The 20,852-nt window shown below is 73.1% G+C and carries 16 protein-coding genes; 8 read left to right on the forward strand and 8 right to left on the reverse strand.

Annotated elements, in window-relative coordinates; translation table 11 throughout:
• Positions 1 to 6: 6 nt before the first annotated feature.
• The 4 genes from Q0795_RS04600 to Q0795_RS04615 form a co-directional block, all read right to left on the reverse strand.
• Entirely contained in the window at positions 7 to 1,326 is a 1,320-nt protein-coding gene (locus Q0795_RS04600) for a YjiH family protein (RefSeq protein ID WP_298887102.1), read from the reverse strand.
• A 1-nt stretch (position 1,327) separates the two neighbouring features.
• On the reverse strand, positions 1,328 to 2,986 hold the full coding sequence (hutU, locus tag Q0795_RS04605) for a urocanate hydratase (RefSeq protein WP_366942450.1): 1,659 nt from the start codon (positions 2,984 to 2,986) through the stop codon (positions 1,328 to 1,330).
• 30 nt (positions 2,987 to 3,016) lie between these two features.
• A complete protein-coding gene (gene hutH, locus Q0795_RS04610; protein ID WP_298887105.1) occupies positions 3,017 to 4,624 on the reverse strand; it encodes a histidine ammonia-lyase in 1,608 nt (535 codons plus the stop codon).
• Between the two features lie 203 nt (positions 4,625 to 4,827).
• Entirely contained in the window at positions 4,828 to 5,559 is a 732-nt protein-coding gene (locus Q0795_RS04615; protein ID WP_298887108.1) for a glutamine amidotransferase, read from the reverse strand.
• Positions 5,560 to 5,584: 25 nt separating this feature from the next.
• Between Q0795_RS04615 and Q0795_RS04620 the strand changes: the two genes are divergently transcribed.
• A complete protein-coding gene (locus Q0795_RS04620) occupies positions 5,585 to 6,220 on the forward strand; it encodes an ASCH domain-containing protein (RefSeq protein ID WP_298887111.1) in 636 nt (211 codons plus the stop codon).
• Between the two features lie 63 nt (positions 6,221 to 6,283).
• Here the strand turns inward: Q0795_RS04620 and Q0795_RS04625 are convergent, their stop codons facing one another.
• Positions 6,284 to 7,303: an NADP-dependent oxidoreductase gene (locus tag Q0795_RS04625; protein ID WP_298887114.1), complete on the reverse strand. Its 1,020-nt coding sequence runs from the start codon at positions 7,301 to 7,303 to the stop codon at positions 6,284 to 6,286.
• A gap of 130 nt (positions 7,304 to 7,433) precedes the next feature.
• Between Q0795_RS04625 and Q0795_RS04630 the strand changes: the two genes are divergently transcribed.
• The 6 genes from Q0795_RS04630 to Q0795_RS04655 all read left to right on the forward strand — a co-directional run bounded on the left by Q0795_RS04630 (position 7,434) and on the right by Q0795_RS04655 (position 15,805).
• Positions 7,434 to 9,959 carry a glycogen/starch/alpha-glucan phosphorylase gene (locus Q0795_RS04630; RefSeq protein WP_298887117.1) on the forward strand — a complete coding sequence of 842 codons (2,526 nt, stop codon included), beginning with the start codon at positions 7,434 to 7,436 and terminating at the stop codon, positions 9,957 to 9,959.
• 22 nt (positions 9,960 to 9,981) lie between these two features.
• Entirely contained in the window at positions 9,982 to 11,316 is a 1,335-nt protein-coding gene (locus tag Q0795_RS04635) for a glycoside hydrolase family 3 N-terminal domain-containing protein (protein ID WP_298887119.1), read from the forward strand.
• A 54-nt stretch (positions 11,317 to 11,370) separates the two neighbouring features.
• The gene (locus Q0795_RS04640; RefSeq protein WP_298887122.1) at positions 11,371 to 12,135 is read left to right on the forward strand and encodes an IclR family transcriptional regulator; all 765 of its coding nucleotides are present in this window, start codon (positions 11,371 to 11,373) and stop codon (positions 12,133 to 12,135) included.
• Between the two features lie 125 nt (positions 12,136 to 12,260).
• A complete protein-coding gene (locus Q0795_RS04645) occupies positions 12,261 to 13,535 on the forward strand; it encodes a NupC/NupG family nucleoside CNT transporter (protein WP_298887125.1) in 1,275 nt (424 codons plus the stop codon).
• A 115-nt stretch (positions 13,536 to 13,650) separates the two neighbouring features.
• On the forward strand, positions 13,651 to 14,763 hold the full coding sequence (mraY, locus tag Q0795_RS04650) for a phospho-N-acetylmuramoyl-pentapeptide-transferase (RefSeq protein ID WP_298887128.1): 1,113 nt from the start codon (positions 13,651 to 13,653) through the stop codon (positions 14,761 to 14,763).
• 52 nt (positions 14,764 to 14,815) lie between these two features.
• Positions 14,816 to 15,805 (forward strand): NAD(P)H-quinone oxidoreductase, encoded by a 990-nt coding sequence (locus Q0795_RS04655; RefSeq protein WP_298887131.1) that lies wholly within the window; start codon positions 14,816 to 14,818, stop codon positions 15,803 to 15,805.
• Between the two features lie 286 nt (positions 15,806 to 16,091).
• Here Q0795_RS04655 and Q0795_RS04660 read toward each other — a convergent pair whose 3' ends face one another.
• A complete protein-coding gene (locus Q0795_RS04660) occupies positions 16,092 to 16,604 on the reverse strand; it encodes an NUDIX domain-containing protein (protein ID WP_298887135.1) in 513 nt (170 codons plus the stop codon).
• Positions 16,605 to 16,763: 159 nt separating this feature from the next.
• Entirely contained in the window at positions 16,764 to 18,446 is a 1,683-nt protein-coding gene (locus Q0795_RS04665; protein ID WP_298887138.1) for an FAD-binding dehydrogenase, read from the reverse strand.
• Positions 18,447 to 18,502: 56 nt separating this feature from the next.
• On the opposite strand from Q0795_RS04665, the gene Q0795_RS04670 reads away from it, so the two are divergent.
• Complete coding sequence (locus tag Q0795_RS04670; RefSeq protein WP_298887141.1) at positions 18,503 to 20,248, forward strand: metallophosphoesterase; 1,746 nt, start codon at positions 18,503 to 18,505, stop codon at positions 20,246 to 20,248.
• A gap of 30 nt (positions 20,249 to 20,278) precedes the next feature.
• On the opposite strand, the gene thpR is transcribed toward Q0795_RS04670, so the two are convergent.
• Complete coding sequence (thpR, locus tag Q0795_RS04675) at positions 20,279 to 20,851, reverse strand: RNA 2',3'-cyclic phosphodiesterase (protein WP_298887148.1); 573 nt, start codon at positions 20,849 to 20,851, stop codon at positions 20,279 to 20,281.
• Position 20,852 lies beyond the last annotated feature (1 nt).

The raw sequence follows: 20,852 nt of genomic DNA on the forward strand, positions 1-20,852 counted from the left end.
CAGCGGCTAGAAGAGCAGCAGCCCCACCGGGATCGCCAGGACCAGGCTGAGCACCACCCGCTCGAACCAGATCACCAGCAGCCGGGGGATCGACACCGGGATCTGCGTGCCGACCAGCGAGGGCACCATCGCGGAGAAGAAGATGACCTGGCTGACGCAGACGACGCCGACGACATACTTCACCGACATCGCCGACTCGGCGACCAACGCGGCGGGCAGGAACATCTCGGAGACGCCCAGCGCAGCGGCCTTGGCGACGAGGAGCGGCTCGGGGATCTGCAGCGCCCAGGTGATCGGGTAGAAGAGGTAGCCGAGCCAGTCGAACAGCGGGGTGTACTCCGCGAGCACCAGCCCCAGCAGCCCGATCGACAGGATGCTCGGCAGGATCGCCATCGCCATCTTGACCCCGTCGACGAAGGTCGAGCCGACCACCCGGCCGATGCCTGGGTCCGCGGCGACGGTATGCCGTGCCTCGTGCCACGCAGCAGCCACCCGGCTGCCCTCGACGTCGCGCTCGGGGCGCGCGTCGACGCCGGGCGCCGTCTCGTCGGGCATCCGGCCCAGGGGCGGGATGCGGACCGTGACGGCCGTCACCACGAAGGTGATGAGCAGGGTGGACCAGAAGTAGAGGGACCAGTGCTGCATGAGGTCCAGGGCGTTCGCCACGACGATCATGAAGGTGGCCGACACGGTCGAGAAGCCGGTCGCGATGACCATCGCCTCGCGGCGCGAGTACTTCCCCTCCAGGTAGACCCGGTTGGTGATGAGCAGGGCCAGGGAGTAGGACCCGACGAAGCTGGCGACCGCGTCGATGGCCGATCGGCCCGGTGTGCGGAAGACGGGGCGCATGACCGGGCGGGCCAGCACCCCGATGAACTCCATCAGCCCGTAGCCGGTGAGCAGCGCCAGGAAGATCGCGCCGATCGGCACCAGCAGCCCCACCGGGACGACCAGCGAGTCCAGCAGGAACGGGCCCATGCCGTCGGCGAAGAGCCAGGCCGGACCGATGCCGAGGACGAGCATGACGCCGACGACCAGCCCGACGACGCGGGCCAGGGAGAAGACGAGGTCGGTCGTGCTGCGCCGCCAGCTGCCGGTGACCCAGGGCTGCACGGCGCCGGCGAGGATGAGCGCGAGGGCGTACCACGGCAGGACGGCCGGGACCGCCTCGCGCAGCCAGGACACCACGTGGTCCAGCGGGATGGTGCTGCGGCCACCGAGGGTGACCGGCACGAAGAACATGAGGACGCCCACGGCGGAGTAGACGAAGAACTTCCACATCGGTGCCCGCTCGGGCGCGACTCCGCCCCTTGTCTCGGCGCTCATCTCACTCCCCTTCCCGCATGGGCACCCGCACGCCGCGCTCGGCGGCGACCTCGTCGGCGCGGTCGTAGCCGGCGTCCACGTGCCGGATCACGCCCATGCCGGGGTCGTTGGTGAGGACCCGCTCGAGCTTGTGCCGGGCCAGGTCGGTGCCGTCGGCCACGCTGACCTGCCCGGCGTGCAGCGAGCGTCCGATCCCGACGCCGCCGCCGTGGTGGAGGGACACCCAGGACGCCCCGGAGGCGGTGTTGACCATCGCGTTGAGCAGCGGCCAGTCGGCGATCGCGTCGGAGCCGTCGGCCATCGCCTCGGTCTCCCGGTAGGGGCTGGCCACCGACCCGCAGTCCAGGTGGTCCCGGCCGATGACCAGCGGGGCGCTGACCTCGCCGGAAGCCACCATCTCGTTGAACCTCAGCCCGGCCTTGTCCCGCTCGCCGTAGCCCAGCCAGCAGATCCGCGCCGGCAGCCCCTCGAAGGAGACCCGGTCCTGGGCCCCGCGGATCCACTTCTGCAGGTGGTCGTTCTCGGGGAAGAGGTCCATCACCGCACGGTCGGTCGCAGCGATGTCCTTCGGGTCGCCGGACAGCGCCGCCCACCGGAACGGGCCCTTGCCCTCGCAGAACAGCGGCCGGATGTAGGCCGGGACGAACCCGGGGAACGCGAACGCCCGGTCGTAGCCGCCCTGGCGGGCCTCGTCGCGGATGGAGTTGCCGTAGTCGAAGACCTCGGCGCCGGCGTCCAGGAAGCCGACCATCGCCTCCACGTGCCGGGCCATCGACTCCTGCGCCCGGTCGGTGAACTCCTCGGGCTTCTTCTCGGCGTAGTCGTGCCAGTCGGCGAGGTCGATGCCCGTCGGCAGGTAGGACAGCGGGTCATGGGCGGAGGTCTGGTCGGTGACGACGTCGATGTCGACGCCCCGGCGCAGCAGCTCGGGGAACACCTCCGCGGCGTTGCCGACCACCCCCACGGACACGGCTTCACGTGCGCTCCTGGCCGCCGTCACCCGTTCCACGGCGGCGTCCAGGGAGTCGGCGACCTCGTCGAGGTAGCGGCTCTTGACCCGGCGCCGCAGCCGCGCCTCGTCGACGTCCACGACGAGGCATACCCCGCCGTTGAGGGTGACCGCGAGCGGCTGCGCACCGCCCATCCCCCCGCAGCCGCCGGTGAGCGTGAGGGTGCCGGCCAGCGTCCCGGCGAACTTCTTGGCGGCGACCGCGGCGAAGGTCTCGTAGGTGCCCTGGAGGATGCCCTGGGTGCCGATGTAGATCCACGACCCGGCGGTCATCTGGCCGTACATCGTCAGTCCGAGCTGCTCGAGCCGGCGGAACTCGGGCCAGGTCGCCCAGTCGCCGACGAGGTTGGAGTTGGCGATGAGCACCCGCGGCGCCCACTCGTGGGTCTGCATCACTCCGACCGGGCGGCCGGACTGGACCAGCATGGTCTCGTCCTCGCGCAGGTCGGTGAGGGTGCGGACCATGGCGTCGAAGCTGCGCCAGTCGCGGGCGGCGCGGCCGGTGCCGCCGTAGACGACGAGGTCGTCCGGGCGCTCGGCGACCTCGGGGTCCAGGTTGTTCATGAGCATCCGCAGCGGGGCCTCGGTGGCCCAGGAACGTGCGGTGAGGTGGGTGCCGCGGGGTGCGCGGACGGGGCGGGCGCCTTCCATGGTGGTCTCCTTCGACGTGTCGGTGTGCGGTCAGCTGAGCAGCCCGGTGACCCGCTCGGCGGCGGCGCGGACGCGGCCGTCGAGCACGAGGTCGACGACGGTCTCGATCTCCGGGCTGAGCTGGCGGTCGGGGCCGGGGCCCTCGACCCCAGATCCGCGGAGCAGCGCCACGACGGCGGCGGTGGCGGGGGCGGGCGCGAGCGGGGCGCGCAGGTCGAGGGCGCGGGCGGCGGTGAGCACCTCGATCGCCACGACCCGGGCGAGGGCGTCGACGGCGCGGCGCAGCTTGCGGGCGGCCCCCCAGCCCATGCTCACGTGGTCCTCCTGCATGGCCGAGGAGGGTATGGAGTCCACGCTCGCCGGGGCGGCGAGCCGCTTCAGCTCGGCGACGAGGGCGGCCTGGGTGTACTGCGCGATCATCAGCCCGCTGTCGGTGCCGGGGTCGTCGGCGAGGAAGGGCGGGAGTCCGTGGCTGCGGGCCACGTCGAGGAAGCGGTCGGTGCGCCGCTCGCTGATCCCGGCGACGTCCGCGGCCACGATCGCGAGGAAGTCCAGCACGTGCGCGACGGGGGCGCCGTGGAAGTTGCCGTTGGACTCCACCCGCCCGTCGAGGGTCACGACCGGGTTGTCGACGGCGGCGGCGAGCTCGTGGTCGGCGACGGTGCGGGCATACCCGCAGGTGTCGCGGGCCGAGCCGTGCACCTGCGGCGAGCAGCGCAGGGAGTAGGCGTCCTGGACGCGGGTGCACGCCTCCGTGCGGTGGGACTCCCGGATCGCGCTGCCGCTCAGCAGGGCGCGCAGGTTCTCGGCGGAGCGGGCCTGGCCGGGGTGCGGGCGCAGGGCCTGCAGGTCGGCGGCGAAGACGTCGTCGGTCCCGAGCTGGCCCTCGACGCTCATGGCGGCGGCGACGTCCGCGGTGGTGAGCAGGGTGCCGAGGTCGTGGAGGGCGAGGACGAGCATCCCCAGCATGCCGTCGGTGCCGTTGATGAGGGCCAGCCCCTCCTTCTCGGCCAGCTCGACGGGCGCGATGCCCGCGCGGGCCAGGGCCTCCCCGGCCGGGAGCAGCTCATGGGGCGTCTGCGTCCAGGTGGCGTGGTCGGCGCCCGCGGCCGGGCCGACCCGCACCATGCCCTCGCCCAAGACGGCGAGCGCGCAGTGGGCCAGCGGGGCGAGGTCGCCCGAGCACCCGAGCGAACCGTGCTCGCGCACGACCGGGGTGATGCCGGCGTTCAGGAGCGCGGCATACGCCTGGGCGGTCTCGAGCCGGACGCCGGTCCGGCCGGTGGCCAGCGTCGAGAGCCGGAGCAGCATGAGGGCCCGGGTCACCTCGCGCTCCACCTCCGGGCCCGAGCCCGCGGCGTGGCTGCGGACCAGGCTGCGTTGGAGCTGCGCGCGCTTCTGCGGCGGGATGCTCGTCGTGGCGAGCGCGCCGAAGCCCGTCGAGATGCCGTAGTGCGGCCGGCTGTCGCCGGCCAGCTCCTCGATGATGCGGCGGGTGGCGGTGATGCCCTCGGCGGCCTCGTCGGACAGCGTGACGCGGGCACCGTGCCGGGCGACGGCCACGACCTCGGTGAGCGACAACGGGCCGACGCCGACGACCACCTCGGTCGGGCTGTCAGGTTCGGGACAACGGCTCATGCAGACCATTAAGCCGCTGCCGGGCCGCCGCGTCACCAGGCTCGGGCGTCTCGGTGTCTCAGATCCCGGACTGCTCGCCTCCCGGGCCACGCCGGCCCACCCCCGAGGGAACCTGAGCAGAGAAGAATGCCCGACGCAGGTGTCATCACCCCTGCCTGGGGGGCCTTTCTCTGCTCAGGCTGGCCAGGAGGGGGCTGTTCGGCTCAGGCGGGGCGCCCGAAGCGCTGCACGAAGGCGGGCAGCAGGCCGCGGACGGGCCCCAGCTCCACCGACCTCGCCTGCGCCACGATGGGCTCGACCTCCTCCGGCTCGCAGTAGCCGTGCCCCGCGTAGATGTGCAGCCGGCGCTCCAGCGACTCCGCATCCAGCTCGGGGTGGAACTGCGTGGCGTAGACGTGCCGCCCGATCCGGAACATCTGCGTCGGGCAGCCCGCCGAGGACGCGAGCAGCACCGCCCCCGGCGGCAGCACCGCGCAGGCCTCCTTGTGGCCGACGATCGCGTGGAACGGGTCCGGCAAACCCGCGAGCAGGGGGTCGGCCCGGCCCTCCTCGGTGAGCGAGATCTCCACGGCAGCAGGCGCTTCGCCGTACCTGCGGTCGACGGTCCCCCCGCAGGCCAGCCCCAGCAGGCCGATCCCGTAGCACGCCCCGAGGAACGGCACGTCCGCCTCGACCACCCGGCGGACCAGCGCCGCGAGGTCCCGCTCGACCCGCCGCTGCACCTCGCCCTTGTGCTCGTCCGAGGCGTTGAACGGGCTGCCGCCCAGGACGATCCCGCTGTAGGCCGCGAGGTCGACCGCCGGCAGCGGCGCCGCCTCGACCCGCACCCGGTGCAGCTCGGCCTCCGCCAGACCGGCGTAGCGCAGGAAGCCCGCGTACTCGTCGTCCGCGGCGTCGTCCTCGGCGCGCGTGCCGAGCAGCAGGAAGGGCCTCACACCCGCAGAGCCTAGGGTGGGTGGTGTGGACGAGCCGACACCGACCGACCAGGAGCAGAGCCGGCGTGACCGCGCCATCGCGGCGTTCTGGGCCGACGCCCGGATCCGCGGCAAGCTCAACCGCATCGAGGTGTATGCCGGGGGGCAGGTGAGCGACACCCTCCCGCCGCCGGCGTGGAGCTTCGGCGACGAGGACGACCCGGCCACCGCGGACCGGCTGCTCGACCTCGTCCTCGACGGCCGCAAGACCGCGACCGCGAGCGCCTACCGCGACTACGAGGAGGAGGCGCGGCAGCGGGGGGCCGGGCCCGCCGGCGACGCGCCCGGCGACACCCTCACCCGCGCCGAGGTCGGCCTCGACCTGGCGCTGCCCGAGCCGGGCCTGCTGTCGATCATCCTCGACGGGTCCGGACAGCCGCGGGCCCTGGTGCGGATCACCGACGTGCAGGTGTGCCGCTTCGCCGACGTCACCGAGGAGCACGCCCGCCTGGAGGGCGAGGGCGACCAGAGCCTCGAGGAGTGGCGGGCCGTCCACCGGGACGCCTTCGCCGCCACCGCGCCCCACGGTGAGCCGGTCGACGACGACACCCTCGTGGTCCTCGAGCGGTTCGAGGTGCTGGTGCCGGCCTCCGCCCGGAGGGCCGCGCGACGGCATACCTGAGGGACCGCCGCCTGCGACCGCCACCTGCTCCGGCCCGCCGGGCGGGACCGGGCCCGAGCGGACTCAGACGCGCACGAGCATCTTGCCGGTGTTGTCCCCGCGCAGGAGGCCCAGGAAGGCGTCGACCGCGTGCTCGATGCCCTCGACGACGGTCTCGCGCGACTGCAGCTGTCCGGAGGACAGCCACCCGGCGGCGCGCCCGGCGAACTCGCCCGCCAGGTCCTGGTGGTCCGAGACGAGGAAGCCGGTCATCGTGCCGCGCACCTGGATGAGCCGCGCGAGGTTGCGCGGGCCCGGGGCGGGCTCGGTGTCGTTGTAGCCGGAGATGGCGCCGCAGATGGCGATCCGCCCGCCCTGGCGCAGCGCCCCGACCGCGGCCTCCAGGTGGTCGCCGCCGACGTTGTCGAAGTAGACGTCGATCCCGTCCGGCGCGTGCTCGGCGAGCTGGGCGGCCACGTCGCCGTCCTTGTAGTTGAAGGCGGCGTCGAAGCCGAGGTCGTCGACGAGGTGGTCGACCTTCTCCTGGGAGCCGGCGCTGCCGATGACCCTGGACGCGCCGAGGGCCTTGGCCACCTGCCCGGCCACGCTGCCCACGGCACCGGCCGCCCCGGAGACGAAGACGACGTCGCCCTCGCGCAGCTGCGCCACCCGGACCAACCCGGCGTAGGCGGTGAGCCCGGTCATGCCGAGCACCCCCAGGTAGGCCGAGGCGGGCGCCGCGTCGGTGTCGACGACCCGCGCCGAGCCCGCGTCCACCACCGCCTCCTCGCGCCAGCCGAGCTGGTGCAGGACGTGGTCCCCCACGGCATACCCCTCGGCGCGGGACTCCCGGACGACGCCGACGGCGGCGCCCTCCATCGCCCGGTCCAGCTGGAAGGGCGGGACGTAGGAGCGGGTGTCGTTCATCCGGCCGCGCATGTAGGGGTCGACCGAGACCAGCTCGTTGCGCACCCGGATCTGCCCGTCGCCGAGCTCGGGCAGCTCGCTGGTGGCGAGCTCGAAGTCGGACGGCTCGGGCCAGCCGTGCGGACGGGCGACGAGGCGGACCTCGCGGGCGGGGGCGGACTGGTCGGCAGTGGTCACGGGTGGGTACCTCCGGTGTCGGGTGCAATCCTCCTGGCTCTCGCTGCCAACACGCGCTTGACGCGAGGTATGCCCCGGAACCCCCGAGGCCCTACCCTTACGACTCGTGACCTCCACGCACCCACAGCCTGTGATCACCGACGAGAGCCCGTCCGCCGACGCCAACCGGCGGGGCCCGAGCTTCGAGGCCACGCACGAGCTCGCGACCGGCCCGGTGACCTCGCCGCCGGCCACCGTCGACGGCTTCGTGCGGGAGTTCCTCGACCAGCTCAACTTCGGGCAGGGCGTCAAGCTGTCGCAGTCGACGATCAACGACCAGTACATGGCGCTGGCACGAACGGTCCGCTCCTACCTCATGGCCTCCTGGCTGGAGACCGGCCACCGCCGCCGCAAGGAGGAGACCAGGGTCGTCGGCTACCTCTCCGCGGAGTACCTCCTCGGCCGTCAGCTCGGCAACAACCTGCTGGCCAGCGACCTGCAGGACGTCGCCGACCAGGCGATGGAGCGGTGCGGGATCGACATGGCGGCCGTCCGCGGCCAGGAGGTGGAGCCCGGCCTCGGCAACGGGGGCCTGGGTCGCCTCGCCGCGTGCTTCGTCGACTCCCTGGCCACGATGGACGTCGCCTGCATCGGCTACGGCATCCGCTACGAGTACGGCATCTTCCGCCAGACCTTCGTCGACCACCGGCAGGTCGAGGAGCCGGACAGCTGGCTGCGGCTGGGCAGCCCGTGGGAGTTCCCGCACCCCGAGCGCGCCGTCCAGGTCGGCTTCGCCGGGCACACCGAGACGTATGCCGACGACCAGGGCCGCCAGCGCACCCGCTGGACGCCGTCCTGGCAGGTCCGCGGCGTGCCCTACCACTACATGGTGCCGGGCTTCCGCAACGGCGTCGTCAACACCCTGCGGCTGTGGAGCGCCGAGGCCAACCAGGCCTTCGACCTGCAGACCTTCAACCGCGGCGACTACGCGCAGGCCTCCCGCGCCGAGATCTTCGCGGAGAACATCTCCAAGGTGCTCTACCCCGACGACTCCACCCCGCAGGGCAAGGAGCTGCGGCTGCAGCAGCAGTACTTCTTCGTGGCGTGCTCGCTGCGCGACTTCATCGAGAACACCCTGCCCCGCGACTTCGACCTGCACCGGCTGCCCGAGCGGATCATCTTCCAGCTCAACGACACCCACCCGGTCATCGCGGTGCCCGAGCTCATGCGGATCCTCGTCGACGAGAAGGGCATCGACTGGGACGAGGCGTGGGGCATCACCCGGCGGTGCTTCGCCTACACCTGCCACACCCTGCTGCCGGAGGCCCTCGAGGTGTGGCCGGTCGAGCTCCTCGGGCGGCTGCTGCCGCGCCACCTGCAGATCATCTACCGCATCAACGAGGAGTTCCTGCTCGAGGTGCGCGAGGCCTTCCCGGGCGACGAGGGCCGCATCCGCCGGATGTCGATCATCGCCGAGCAGCCGCAGCGGGCCGTGCGCATGGCCTACCTCGCGACCGTCGCCGGCGCCAAGGTGAACGGCGTCGCCGAGCTGCACAGCCAGCTGCTGCGCGACGACGTGCTTCCGGACTTCAACGCCATGTGGCCGGAGAAGTTCACCAACGTCACCAACGGCATCACCCCGCGGCGCTTCCTGCGCCTGGCCAACCGCAAGCTCTCCTCGCTCATCACCGACACCATCGGCGAGGGCTGGGTCACCGACCTGGACCGGCTGCGCGAGCTGGAGCCGTATGCCGATGACCCCGAGTTCCGGCAGCGGTTCCGGGACGTCAAGGCCGCCAACAAGGCGCGGCTGGGCGACCTGCTGCGGGTGCGCGACGGCGTCGAGCTGCGCCAGGACCACCTGCTCGACGTCATGGTCAAGCGGCTGCACGAGTACAAGCGGCAGACGCTCAAGCTGCTGCACGTCGTGTCGATCTACGAGGGGGTCCTGTCCGGACGCACCCCGGTCGAGCAGGTCACGCCGCGCACGGTGCTCTTCGGCGCCAAGGCGGCGCCCGGCTACCACATGGCCAAGGAGATCATCTACCTCATCAACGCCGTCGCCGCCAAGGTCAACACCGACCCGGTGATGGACGGCCGACTGCAGGTGCTCTTCCCGGCCAACTACAACGTCACCCTCGCCGAGAAGGTCATCCCGGCCGCCGACCTGTCCGAGCAGATCTCGCTGGCCGGCAAGGAGGCCTCGGGCACGGGCAACATGAAGTTCGCCCTCAACGGCGCGCTGACCATCGGCACCCTGGACGGCGCCAACGTCGAGATCCTCGACCTCGTCGGGAAGGACCACTTCTTCCTCTTCGGCATGACCGAGCCGGAGGTGGACGAGCTGCGCCAGCGCGGCTACACCCCCGGCGCCTACTACGAGGGCGACCCGGTGCTCAAGGCGACCATCGACCTCATCGGGAGCGGCCACTTCACCGATGGCGGCCCCGGTGCGGTGTCGGCGGTGCTCGACAACCTGCTCAACCACGACCCGTTCATGGCGCTCGCCGGGTTCACGCCCTACCTCGAGGCCCAGGACCGCGTCGAGCGGGCCTACGCCGACCCCGAGGGGTGGAGCCGCTCGACCATCCTCAACGTCGCCCGGTGCGGGTTCTTCTCCTCCGACCGCTCGATGCGCGACTACCTCGACCGCATCTGGACCCCCGGGAGCGAGTGAGATCGCCCCCCGCACCGGACGCGTGCTGCAGACCGCAGCCGTCGTCGTGACGGCGTCCGCGGCGCTGGTCGTCGGCGCGTGCAGCGACGTGGAAGGTGCGCCGCAGGCCTCCTCCGCGCAGCCGAGCAGCACCTCGACGGAGGAGTCCGACGGGCCGACGGCGGGGACGGCTGCACCGGGTGAGGAGGCGAGCTCTGGGCGGACGTCGACGGGGCAGGGTGAGGGAACGGCGCAGACCTCCTCCGAGGAACCGGTGGCGGCGCCGACCCCGACCGGCCCCGAGCCCGGCTCGTGCGCGGCCCTGGCGGCCGAGCTGAGCCCGGCCGCGCAGGTGGGGCAGCTCTTCATGCTGGGCGTCAGCACCGAGTCGGGGGTGACGCCGCCGGTCGCGGATGCCCTGGCCACCACGCAGACCGGCCATGCGCTGCTCCTGGGTGACACGCAGGCCGGGGTCGACGGGGTGCGCGCCCTCACCGACGCCCTGCGCGCCACCGGCGACCAGCCCGACGGGGTGGGCCTGCTCGTCGCGGCCGACCAGGAGGGGGGCCAGGTGCAGCGGCTGCGCGGCCCGGGTTTCGACCGTATGCCGTCAGCCGTGCAGCAGGCGCAGCTGCCGGTCGACGAGCTCGCCCGTCGGGCCGAGGCCTGGGGCGGGCAGCTGCGGGCCGCTGGAGTCGACCTCGACCTCGCGCCGGTCGCGGGCGTGGTCCCGCCGGAGTTCCAGGGCCGCAACGAGCCGGTCGGGCTGTTGGGCCGGCAGTACGGCCCGGATACCGAGACCGTCGTCCCCCCGGCGTCGGCGTTCGTCGCGGGGATGGAGCGGGCCGGGGTCGGCACGAGCGTCAAGCACTTCCCGGGACTGGGGCGGGTCGAGGGCAACACCGACCTCGCGGACGGGGTCGTCGACGTCGACACGACCCGCGACGACCCGGCGCTGGCCGCCTTCGGGGAGGTCGTCGACGCCGGCGCCTCGTCGGTCATGGTCGCCACCGCGGTCTACGACCGGATCGACCCGGGCGTGCCCGCAGCCTTCTCCCCCGTGGTCGTCGAGGAGATGCTGCGCGGCGACCTGGGCTACGACGGGGTGGTGATCTCGGACGACCTGGGGGTCGCGGCCCAGGTGCAGTCGGTCCCGCCCGGCGAGCGCGCCACCCGCTTCCTGCAGGCCGGCGGTGACGTCGTCATCAACGGCGACCCCGCGATCCATACCGCCATGGTCGAGGCCACCCTCGCCCTGGTCGAGCAGGACCCCGAGGTCGCCGACGCGGTCGAGACCAAGGCGGCACGGGTGCTGGCCCTCAAGGCCGGCCTGGGCGAGGGCGCCGGTCTCGCCGACTGCACACCGGACGCGCGGTAGGCGCACACCGGGTGCAGGGCGGGGGTGTCCGGAAGCGGGCATAGGGTCGAGAGCATGGCCACCGGCAACGCCCCCGCCGCCGGGCACGCGCTGGCGATCCTCACCCTGCTGGCCCGGCACGCGACCCCGGTCGCAGCCGCGACCGTCGCGCGCGAGCTGGGGCTGCCCCGCTCCTCCACCTACCACCTGCTCGCGGTCCTCGTCGAGCAGGGGTATGCCGTGCACCTCCCCGAGGAGCGTCGCTACGGCCTCGGCGTCGCCGCCTACGAGCTGGGCTCGGCCTACACCCGGCAGGCGCCGCTGCAGCGCCTCGCCCGGCCCCGGCTCACCCGGCTCGCGGACGCCTGCGGCCACAACGCGCACCTCGCGGTGCTCCACGGCCCGGACGTCCTCTACGTCGTCGAGGAGCGGGTCGCCGGCCGGCCCTCGCTGGTCTCCGACGTCGGGGTGCGGCTCCCGGCGACCCTCACCGCGAGCGGCCTGGCCATCCTCGCCGCACTCCCCGAGGCTCAGGTGCGTGCGCTCCACCCCTCGCGCGCGTCGTTCGTGCAGCGCCACGGCTCGGGCCCACGCTCGCTCGTCGAGCTCCGTCGCGAGCTCGCCGCGACCCGCTCCCGGGGGTATGCGCTCGAGGACGGCCTGGTCACCCCCGGTCTGGCGTCGGTCGCCTCGGCGGTGCGGGACCACTCCGGCCACCCGGTCGCCGGGGTCGCGGTGACCTACCCGGCCGACGACGAAGTGGACGTCACCGGCCTCGTCCGGCAGGTGCGGTCCTGCACCCGGGAGCTGTCCGACCGCCTGGGCCACCGCACGCCCTGACGGTCCCTCCGCCGCAGACCCCGCAGCCTTGCCGCAGTCCCCTCGCCCCCTCCGCGTCGTCGCGGCCCCACCGGGCGCGATACGGTCGCCGCACATCTGCGACGACGCATACCGGGAGGTCCAGCATGGATGTGCTCTGGGGCATCGGCGGCATGGCAGCGCTCATCGGGCTGGCCCTGCTGCTCTCGACGAACCGACGGGCGGTGCGCTGGCGCACCGTCCTCGCGGCGCTGACCATCCAGGTCGTCTTCGGCGTCCTCGTCCTCTACTGGTCCTGGGGCCAGCGGGCGCTGGAGCAGGTGTCGCTGGGCGTGCAGGCGATCATCAACTCCGCCAACGCCGGCATCGAGTTCCTCTTCGGCCCCGTGCTGCCGCAGGGCGAGGACGCCGGCTCGGTCTTCGCCTTTCAGGTGCTGCCGGTCATCATCTTCTTCGCCTCGCTCACCGCGGTGCTCTACCACTTCAAGATCCTGCAGTTCGTCGTCGAGCGCCTGGGCTCGGCGCTCGGCTGGGCACTCGGCACCCGCAAGGCGGAGTCGGTCAACGCGGCGGCCAACATCTTCGTCGGACAGACCGAGGCGCCGCTGGTCATCCGCCCCTACCTGCGCGGCCTGACCAGGTCCGGGCTCTTCGCCGTCATGGTGGGAGGTCTGTCGACCGTGGCCGGGTCGGTGCTCGTCGGCTACTCCCTCCTCGGTGCGCCGCTGGAGTACCTCATCGCCGCCTCCTTCATGGCGGCTCCCGGCGCGCTGCTCATGGCCAAGCTGGTCCTGCCGGAGGAGGTCGACGACGTGCCCCCGGAGGAGGAGAGCGAGGCGACCGCCACAAACGAGCGGGCGACGGAGGCCGGCGACGAGGACGACGACGAGCTGGAGGGTATGGAGTACCGCAACGTCATCGACGCCGCCGCCTCGGGCGCCGCGGACGGGCTCAAGCTCGCGCTCAACATCGGCGCGATGCTGCTGGCGTTCATCTCCCTCATCGCGCTGGTCAACCTGCTCATCGGCGCGGTCGGCGGGTGGTTCGGGGCACCCGACCTCACCTTCGAGCAGATCCTCGGCTACGTCTTCGCCCCGCTCATGACCGTCATCGGGGTCCCGTGGAGCGAGGCGACCAGCGCCGGGAGCTTCGTCGGGCAGAAGGTCGTCGTCAACGAGTTCGTGGCCTTCTCCAACTTCGCGCCGGTCATCGACGAGTTCAGCCCGAAGACCGCGGCGATCGTCACCTTCGCCCTCACCGGTTTCGCCAACCTCGGCTCGCTCGGCATCCTGCTCGGCGGCCTGGGCGGCCTCATCAAGGACCGTCGTCACGAGATCGCCCAGCTGGGCATCCGCGCGATCATCGCGGCCACCCTGGCCAACCTCATGAGCGCGGCGATCGCCGGCATCCTCATCGGCTAGCGACTGCGGCGCGCCTGCGAGCTCCCCGGCCGGCCGGTCGCCGCGGGTCTAGAGTGGTCCGGCTGGGTCGCCCACGGCCCGACCGGGCCGGCGGCAGCGGGCAGGAAGGGACTCGATGGTCAACGTCATGCTCGCCGGCGGGCTCGCCATGCTGCTCGCGCTGCTGTGCACGCCGCTGTTCATCCGCTTCCTGGTCCGGCGCAGCTACGGACAGTTCATCCGGGACGACCTGACCCACCACCACGTCAAGCGGGGCAAGCCCACCATGGGGGGCGCCGTCATCATCGGGGCGGCCCTCGTGGGCTACTTCGGCTCGCACGGCGCCGTCCTGCTGCTCGACCTCACGGGGCTGCTGGACGTCAGCGCCACCCCCATCTCGGTGAACGCGCTGCTCGTGCTCTTCCTGCTCACCGGCCTGGGTGTCATCGGCTTCTTCGACGACTACACCAAGATCCGCAAGGAGCGCAGCCTCGGTCTCACCTCGGGCCAGAAGCTCGTCGGCCAGACGCTCGTGACGGTCGTCTTCGCCCTGGCCGCGCTGCTCGTCACCGACGAGGAGGGCCGCTCCCCGGCCTCGACCGCCATCTCCTTCGTCCGCGACACCCCGCTCGACCTCGCGTTCGCCGGCCCGGTCGTCGGGCTCGTCCTCTTCCTCCTGTGGTCCAACCTGCTCATCACCGGCGCGTCCAACGGGGTCAACATCACCGACGGCCTGGACGGGCTGGCCACCGGGGCCTCGACGATGGTCTTCGGCGCCTACGTCGTCATCGCCATGTGGCAGCACAACCAGGCCTGCGGCATCGCGCCCGGGTCCAACTGCTACTCCATCAGCAACGCGCTGGACCTGGCGGTGGTCGCCGCCGCGATCTCCGGGGCCTGCGCCGGGTTCCTGTGGTGGAACGCCTCCCCCGCCGCCATCATCATGGGCGACACCGGCTCGCTCTCGCTGGGCGCGGCCCTGGCCGGTATGGCGATCCTCACCCACACCCAGCTGCTCCTGGTGGTCCTCGGCGGGCTCTTCGTCATCATCACGGCCTCGGTGATCATCCAGGTCATCAGCTTCAAGACGACCGGCCGGCGGGTCTTCCGCATGGCCCCGCTGCACCACCACTTCGAGCTGCTGGGATGGGCCGAGATCACCATCGTCATCCGCTTCTGGATCGTCGCCGGGATCTGCGTCGCCGCCGGGCTGGGGCTGTTCTACGCCGAGTGGGTCGTCACGCTCTAGGCCGTGGGCGGCCCGTCCGACGGCGTCCCTCACCGCCCGTTACGTTGGGGCCATGCGAGCGATCACGATCCCCGAGCCCGGTGAGGCCGACGCCCTGGTCCCCGCCGACGTGCCCACCCCCACCGCCGGCGCGGGCGAGGTGCTGGTCGACGTCGTCGCCGCCGGCGTCAACCGGGCGGACGTCATGCAGCGCAAGGGCGCCTACCCGCCCCCGCCCGGAGCCTCGGAGCTGCCCGGCCTCGAGGTCAGCGGCCGCGTCAGCGCCCTCGGCGAGGGCACCGAGGACGCGGGGTGGTCGGTCGGCGACGAGGTGTGCGCCCTGCTCGCCGGCGGGGGGTATGCCGAGACCGTCGCCGTCCCGGTCGGTCAGCTGCTGCCGGTGCCCGACGGCATACCTCTCGAGGACGCCGCCGCTCTGCCCGAGGTGGCGTGCACGGTGTGGAGCAACCTGGTCATGGAGGCCGGGCTGGGCGAGGGCGAGACCGTGCTCCTGCACGGCGGCTCGAGCGGCATCGGGACCATGGCCATCCAGGTGGCCAAGGCCCTCGGCGCCCATGTGGCGGTCACCGCCGGCTCGGCGGACAAGCTGGCGGCCTGCCGCGAGCTCGGGGCCGACGTCCTGGTCAACTACCGCGAGCAGGACTTCGTCGAGGAGGTCAGGGCCGCGACCGACGGCAGGGGTGCCGACGTCATCCTCGACGTGGTCGGCGCGAAGTACCTCCCGGACAACGTGCGCGCCCTCGCCCGGGACGGTCGGCTCGTGGTCATCGGCCTGCTCGGTGGCCGCACGGGAGAGCTCGACCTCGGGGCGCTCCTGGCCAAGCGCGGCCGGGTCCAGGCGACCTCGCTGCGCTCCCGGTCGCCCGAGGGCAAGGCCGAGATCGTCGCGGCCGTGCGCGAGCAGGTGTGGCCCTGGGTCGCGCAGGGGCGCGTGCGCCCGCTGATCCAGTCCCGCCACCCGCTGGAGGAGGCCGCCGCGGCCCACCGCGAGATGGAGGCCAGCCAGCACATCGGCAAGATCCTGCTCACCGTCGCGGGCTGAGGGCCGGCACCATCGAGCGGGCCGGGCCTACCAGGCCCTGACCTGTGCAGGGGCCCGCAGTCTGTGCACGGAAACGGACCCTGTGCACGGGCAGGCAGCCTGTGCACGGAACCGGAACCTGTGCACGGGTATGCAGCCGGTGCGCTGGTTCTTCCGTACGTCTCGGCCGCAGAAGCGTGCACAGCCACCGCGCAGGGCGAGCGGGGTCGCGCTGCCACCGCGCAGGGCGAGCGGGGTCGCGCTGCCACCGCGCAGGGCGAGCGGGGTCGCGCTGTCGTGGCCAGACCTACTCCTGCTCGTCGAGCAGCCGCCCCGGCCGGGCCGGAACCCCGGCCCGCTCCAGAGCGGCGAGGATGCCGCGGGTGTCGCGGTCGGCGGCGCCCAGCTCGCCACGGCGCGTCCAGCGGGCCTTGCGGGCCTCGGTCGCCAGGTCGAGGTCCGGGCGCTCGTCGAGGAGGACCCGGAAGACGACGTCCACCCCCTGCTCCAGCGCGTCGACGCGCACGGTCACCGGGTCGCCGGGGTCAATGTCGAGCCCGACCTCCTCGGCCACCTCCCGTCGCACCGCGTCGGCCGGCTCCTCACCCCGACCGAGCAGCCCACCCGGCAGGCTCCACCCCCGACGGTGCGGCTGCCACAGCACGAGGATCTCGCCGTCGTGCTCGATGACGCACACCGCACCGACGGTGTAGCTGGGCGCGACCGTACGCACGACCAGGCGCTTGAGCGGCCCGGGGGTGACGCGGAAGCCGACCAGCGCGGCCGTGCTCGCCTTCCGGCGCAGGGTCGAGAGGTCCATCCCGTCAGCCAACCACACCGCCCCCGACCTGCCGTTCTGGACAGAGGTTTCTGGGGGACGGGTCCCAGAACCTTCTGTCCAGAAGTTCCCCGCGATCAGCGGGTGAGCGACTCAGCGATTCAGCGCGCCAGCGATTCAGCGTGCCAGCGATTCAGCGGGTCAGCGGGTCGCGTCGGCAGCCGCCCGCCCGGCCGCCCGCCCGGTGAACAGGCACCCGCCCAGGAAGGTCCCCTCCAGCGAGCGGTAGCCGTGCACCCCACCGCCGCCGAACCCCGCGACCTCGCCCGCGGCATACAGCCCCGGGACCGGCGACCCGTCGGCGTCCAGAGCCCGCGAGGCCAGGTCGGTCTGCACCCCGCCGAGGGTCTTGCGGGTCAGGACACGCAGCCGGACGGCGACCAGGGGGCCGTGCCGCGGGTCGAGGAAACGGTGCGGCGGCGCCGTGCGGATGAGCCGGTCACCCAGGGAGCGCCGCGCGGCGCGGACCAGCGCGGTCTGCACGTCCTTGCCGTAGCCGTTGGCCAGCTCCCGGTCCCGCGCCTCCACCAGCCCGCGCACCTGCGCGGCGTCCACCAGCTCGGCCCCGGTGAGCGCGTTCATCCGGGCCACCAGCTCCTCCACGGTGTCCGCCTCCACGACGTCCGCGCCGTGGTCGACGAAGGCCTGCACCGGCGCGGGCACGTCGGTCGTGACCCGCCTCAGCACCTGCCGCACGGACCGGCCGGTGAGGTCCGGGTTCTGCTCGGAGCCGGAGAGGGCGTACTCCTTGCCGAGCACGGTCCGGCTCGCCACGAACCAGCTGTGGTCGTGCTCGGGCACGGCCCGCCGCAGGTGCGCCAGGGTGCCGAGGGTGTCGAACCCCGGGAGGTATGGCGCCGGCAGCCGCCTCCCGGTCGCGTCCAGCCAGAGGCTGCTGGGGCCGGGCAGGATGCGGATCCCGTGCCCCGGCCAGACCGGCGAGTGGTTGGCCAGGCCCTCCACGTAGTGCCACATCCGGTCGCGGTTGACCAGCCGGGCCCCGGCCGACACCAGCGGGTCGAGCATCGACCCGTCCACGTGGGCCGGCACCCCCGTGACGACCTCCTGCGGGGGCGGGCCGAGCCGCTCGGGCCAGAACCGACGGACCAGCTCGTGGTTGGCACCGATGCCGCCGCTGGTGACGACGACCGCGCCCGCCTCGATCTGCACCTCGCCCACGACGGCGCGGGAGGACGGCATACCCCGCTCCACCGGGTCCTCGGCGAGCAGCTCGCAGCGCACCCCGGTGACCGCGCCGTCACTCGTCACGAGCCCGGTGACCCGGTGTCGTCCGCGCAGCTGCACGAGCCCGGCGGCCACGCCGTCGCGGACCGCCCGCTCGAACGGCTCGACGAGCCCCGGCCCGGTGCCCCACGTGAGGTGGAAGCGCGGCACCGAGTTGCCGTGCCCGCTGGCCGTGCGGTCACCGCGCTCGGCCCACCCGACCACCGGGAAGAGGCGCACGCCGCGCTCGCGCAGCCAGGCCCGCTTCTCCCCGGCGGCCCAGTCGACGTAGGCCCGGGCCCAGCGGCGGCCCCAGTCGTCCTCCCCCGTCCGGCCCGCCTCCCCGTCCCGGTCCCACCCGGCGCTGCCGCACCAGTCCTGCCACGCCAGGTCGACCGAGTCGTGGATGCGCAGCCGGCGCTGCTCGGGGCTGTCGACGAGGAAGAGGCCGCCGAAGCTCCACCAGGCCTGACCGCCCAGGTGCTCGGTGCGCTCCTGGTCCACCAGCGCGACCCGCCGGCCGGCGGCCACCAGCTCGGCGGTCGCGACCAGACCGGCCAGCCCTGCACCCACGACGACGACGTCCACCTGCTCGCTCATGGCCACGGACGTTACCGCGCGCGAGGGACGCCCGACCGGTCGCTAGGCTGCCGCCGATGACCCTCCGGCAGCGCACCGCGTCAGCGGTCCCGTGGCTGCGGCGCATCGGCGTCGTGGCCATGCTGCTCGTCGTCGCCTGGACCGGTGGGGTCGCGGCCACGCAGCTGTGGCCGGTGCAGACGCAGACCCGCTACTTCGCCGCGGACATCTCGATCCAGCCGCGGCTCGACTCGACGTTGCTGCTGCCGACCGTCGTCGGCGACATGGAGGTGTCCTTCGACCGCAGGGTGCTGCCCGCGCCTGGCCTGGAGGCCCGCGTCCAGGTGCGCGAGGAGGTCACCGACCTGCTGCGCCGCGGCCAGCTGCGCACCGCCGACCTGGAGCCGACCCCGGCCGAGCTGCGCGCGGCCATCGACGACGGGGTCACCGAGCTCGCGTGGAAGTTCGCCGCCGGCGCCCTGGTCACGACCGCTCTGGTGATGCTCGCGTATGCCGCGGCGCGGCCTGCCCACGTGGCGCGCGGCCTGGTCGCCTCGGCCGTCGCGACGGTGCTGGCGATGCTCGTGCCGGGGACGGCGGCATACCTCACCTATCGGACCGACCGGGTCGCCGAGTTCCGCACCACCAGCCTGCTCTCCCTCGTCGAGCAGAACACCGACATCCTCGCGGGGCTGGACCGCAAGGCCGACCAGGGCGCGGTCTACGTCACCAACCTGCTGGCGCTGTCCTCGGCGATGCGCGAGGAGTTCAGCCCGGAGGCGGGCGAGACGGAGCCGGCCGCCAGGTTCCTGCTCGTGAGTGACATCCACGGGCTCAACCAGTACCCGCTCATGCGCGAGATCGTGCAGACGCAGGACATCGACGCCGTCATCGACGCGGGCGACCTGCTCAACTTCGGCCGCGAGGACGAGGGTGACCTCACCGGCATCTACGAGGGCATCGAGAGCCTGGGGGTGCCCTACATCTTCGTGCGCGGCAACCACGACGGCGCCTCCGCGCGCGACGAGGGCGTGCTGCGGCGGATGGCGCAGGTGCCCAACGTGCTGCTCGTCGAGCCGACCGAGGGCGAGCTGCAGCAGGTCAGCGTCAACGGCGTGACCATCACCGGGTTCAACGACAGCCGCTACTTCAACCAGCGCAGCGACGACTACGGCGCCGACCAGGCCGCGCTCGCGCAGCGCTTCCGCGAGGCGACCGCCGGGCTGCAGCCGAGCGACATCGTGCTCACCCACCAGCCGTACGCCGCCGACCGGGTCACCGCGGGCGCGGTAACCGTCAACGGGCACATGCACGTCCCGGATCTCACCGGGCAGCACCTGCAGGTGGGGTCGTTCACCGGCGGCGGGCTGGTCAACCAGTTCCGGCTGCCGCCGCTCACCGAGCAGGCGCAGGAGGCGGCGGAGGAGGACCCGGAGACCGCCGGCGAGCTCGAGGGCCACGCCTACAGCTTCGACATCCTCACCTTCGGGGAGGACTGCGCGATCAGCAGCCTGACCCGCTACAGCTACCGCAACCTCGTGTCCGGCCGTCCGCAGTTCGACGACGTGAGCCTCATCAACGGGCGGACCATCCAGCCGCAGGTGCCGCAGGACCGGTCGTGCTCGACCGAGCAGGGGGTCGAGGTGCAGGCGGTCGAGCAGCTCCTCGACGACGCCGAGGCGGACCCGACGCAGGTCGAGGTCACCCCGCCGGACGACGCCGTCGTCACCACGCTCCCGCCGCTGGAGCTGCCGGAGATCGACGAGGGTGCGGGCGCGGGCGACGGCTCCTCCGACGAGGCCGGGGTGAGCGAGCAGCCCTGAAGCCGGGCCTGGCACCGCCGCCAGGGAGGGTCAGGCGAGGGACCAGGTGTGGCGAACGGCGTACCGGGGGGTGCCGCCGGGGCCCTGGCCGAGCTCGGAGCGCACGAGCCAGACCTCGTCCGCAGGCCACGACGAGGTATGCAGGGTGTCCAGTGCCTGCACCAGGTGACCGGCGGGCCGGGGTCGGCCGGCGGAGCGGGCCAGGGTGACGTGGGCCGTGAAGCGGGTGCCGTCGACGCGGACGCCGGACCGGCTGGCGAGCGATCGGAGCGCCTGCGCCCAGGCGCCGAGCGATCCGGGGTCCGACTCAGCGACCCCCGCCCACAGGACCCGGGCGGCGCCAGGGTCGGGGAACGCTCCGGCACCGTGCAGGGCGAGCCGCAGCGGGCCCGTCCGCTCCGCCCAGGCGGCACCGGCCTCGATGAGTGCCTCCTCACGCCACTCCGCCAGCTCGGGGAGGAAGGCGAGGGTCAGGTGTCGCTGCTCGCTGCGGGTCCAGCGCCAGTCCCCGCGGGGAGCCAGCGCGTCCTGCCGCGGCTCGAGGAAGCGGTCGAGCTCCTCGGTGACCGGGTCCGGCGGCAGCAGGGCGATGAAGGCGCGCACC

Origin of the sequence: uncultured Serinicoccus sp. (assembly GCF_947487915.1) — a bacterium.
Taxonomy (GTDB): domain Bacteria; phylum Actinomycetota; class Actinomycetes; order Actinomycetales; family Dermatophilaceae; genus Ornithinicoccus.

Bases quoted from the DNA above. Each gene is read 5' to 3' on its own strand.
- Q0795_RS04600 (WP_298887102.1), bottom strand. From the start codon at position 1,326: ATGAGCGCCGAGACAAGGGGCGGAGTCGCGCCCGAGCGGGCACCGATG.
- hutU (WP_366942450.1), bottom strand. From the start codon at position 2,986: ATGGAAGGCGCCCGCCCCGTCCGCGCACCCCGCGGCACCCACCTCACC.
- hutH (WP_298887105.1), bottom strand. From the start codon at position 4,624: ATGAGCCGTTGTCCCGAACCTGACAGCCCGACCGAGGTGGTCGTCGGC.
- Q0795_RS04640 (WP_298887122.1), top strand. From the start codon at position 11,371: ATGGCCACCGGCAACGCCCCCGCCGCCGGGCACGCGCTGGCGATCCTC.
- Q0795_RS04645 (WP_298887125.1), top strand. From the start codon at position 12,261: ATGGATGTGCTCTGGGGCATCGGCGGCATGGCAGCGCTCATCGGGCTG.
- mraY (WP_298887128.1), top strand. From the start codon at position 13,651: ATGGTCAACGTCATGCTCGCCGGCGGGCTCGCCATGCTGCTCGCGCTG.
- Q0795_RS04655 (WP_298887131.1), top strand. From the start codon at position 14,816: ATGCGAGCGATCACGATCCCCGAGCCCGGTGAGGCCGACGCCCTGGTC.
- Q0795_RS04660 (WP_298887135.1), bottom strand. From the start codon at position 16,604: ATGGACCTCTCGACCCTGCGCCGGAAGGCGAGCACGGCCGCGCTGGTC.
- Q0795_RS04665 (WP_298887138.1), bottom strand. From the start codon at position 18,446: ATGAGCGAGCAGGTGGACGTCGTCGTCGTGGGTGCAGGGCTGGCCGGT.
- Q0795_RS04670 (WP_298887141.1), top strand. From the start codon at position 18,503: ATGACCCTCCGGCAGCGCACCGCGTCAGCGGTCCCGTGGCTGCGGCGC.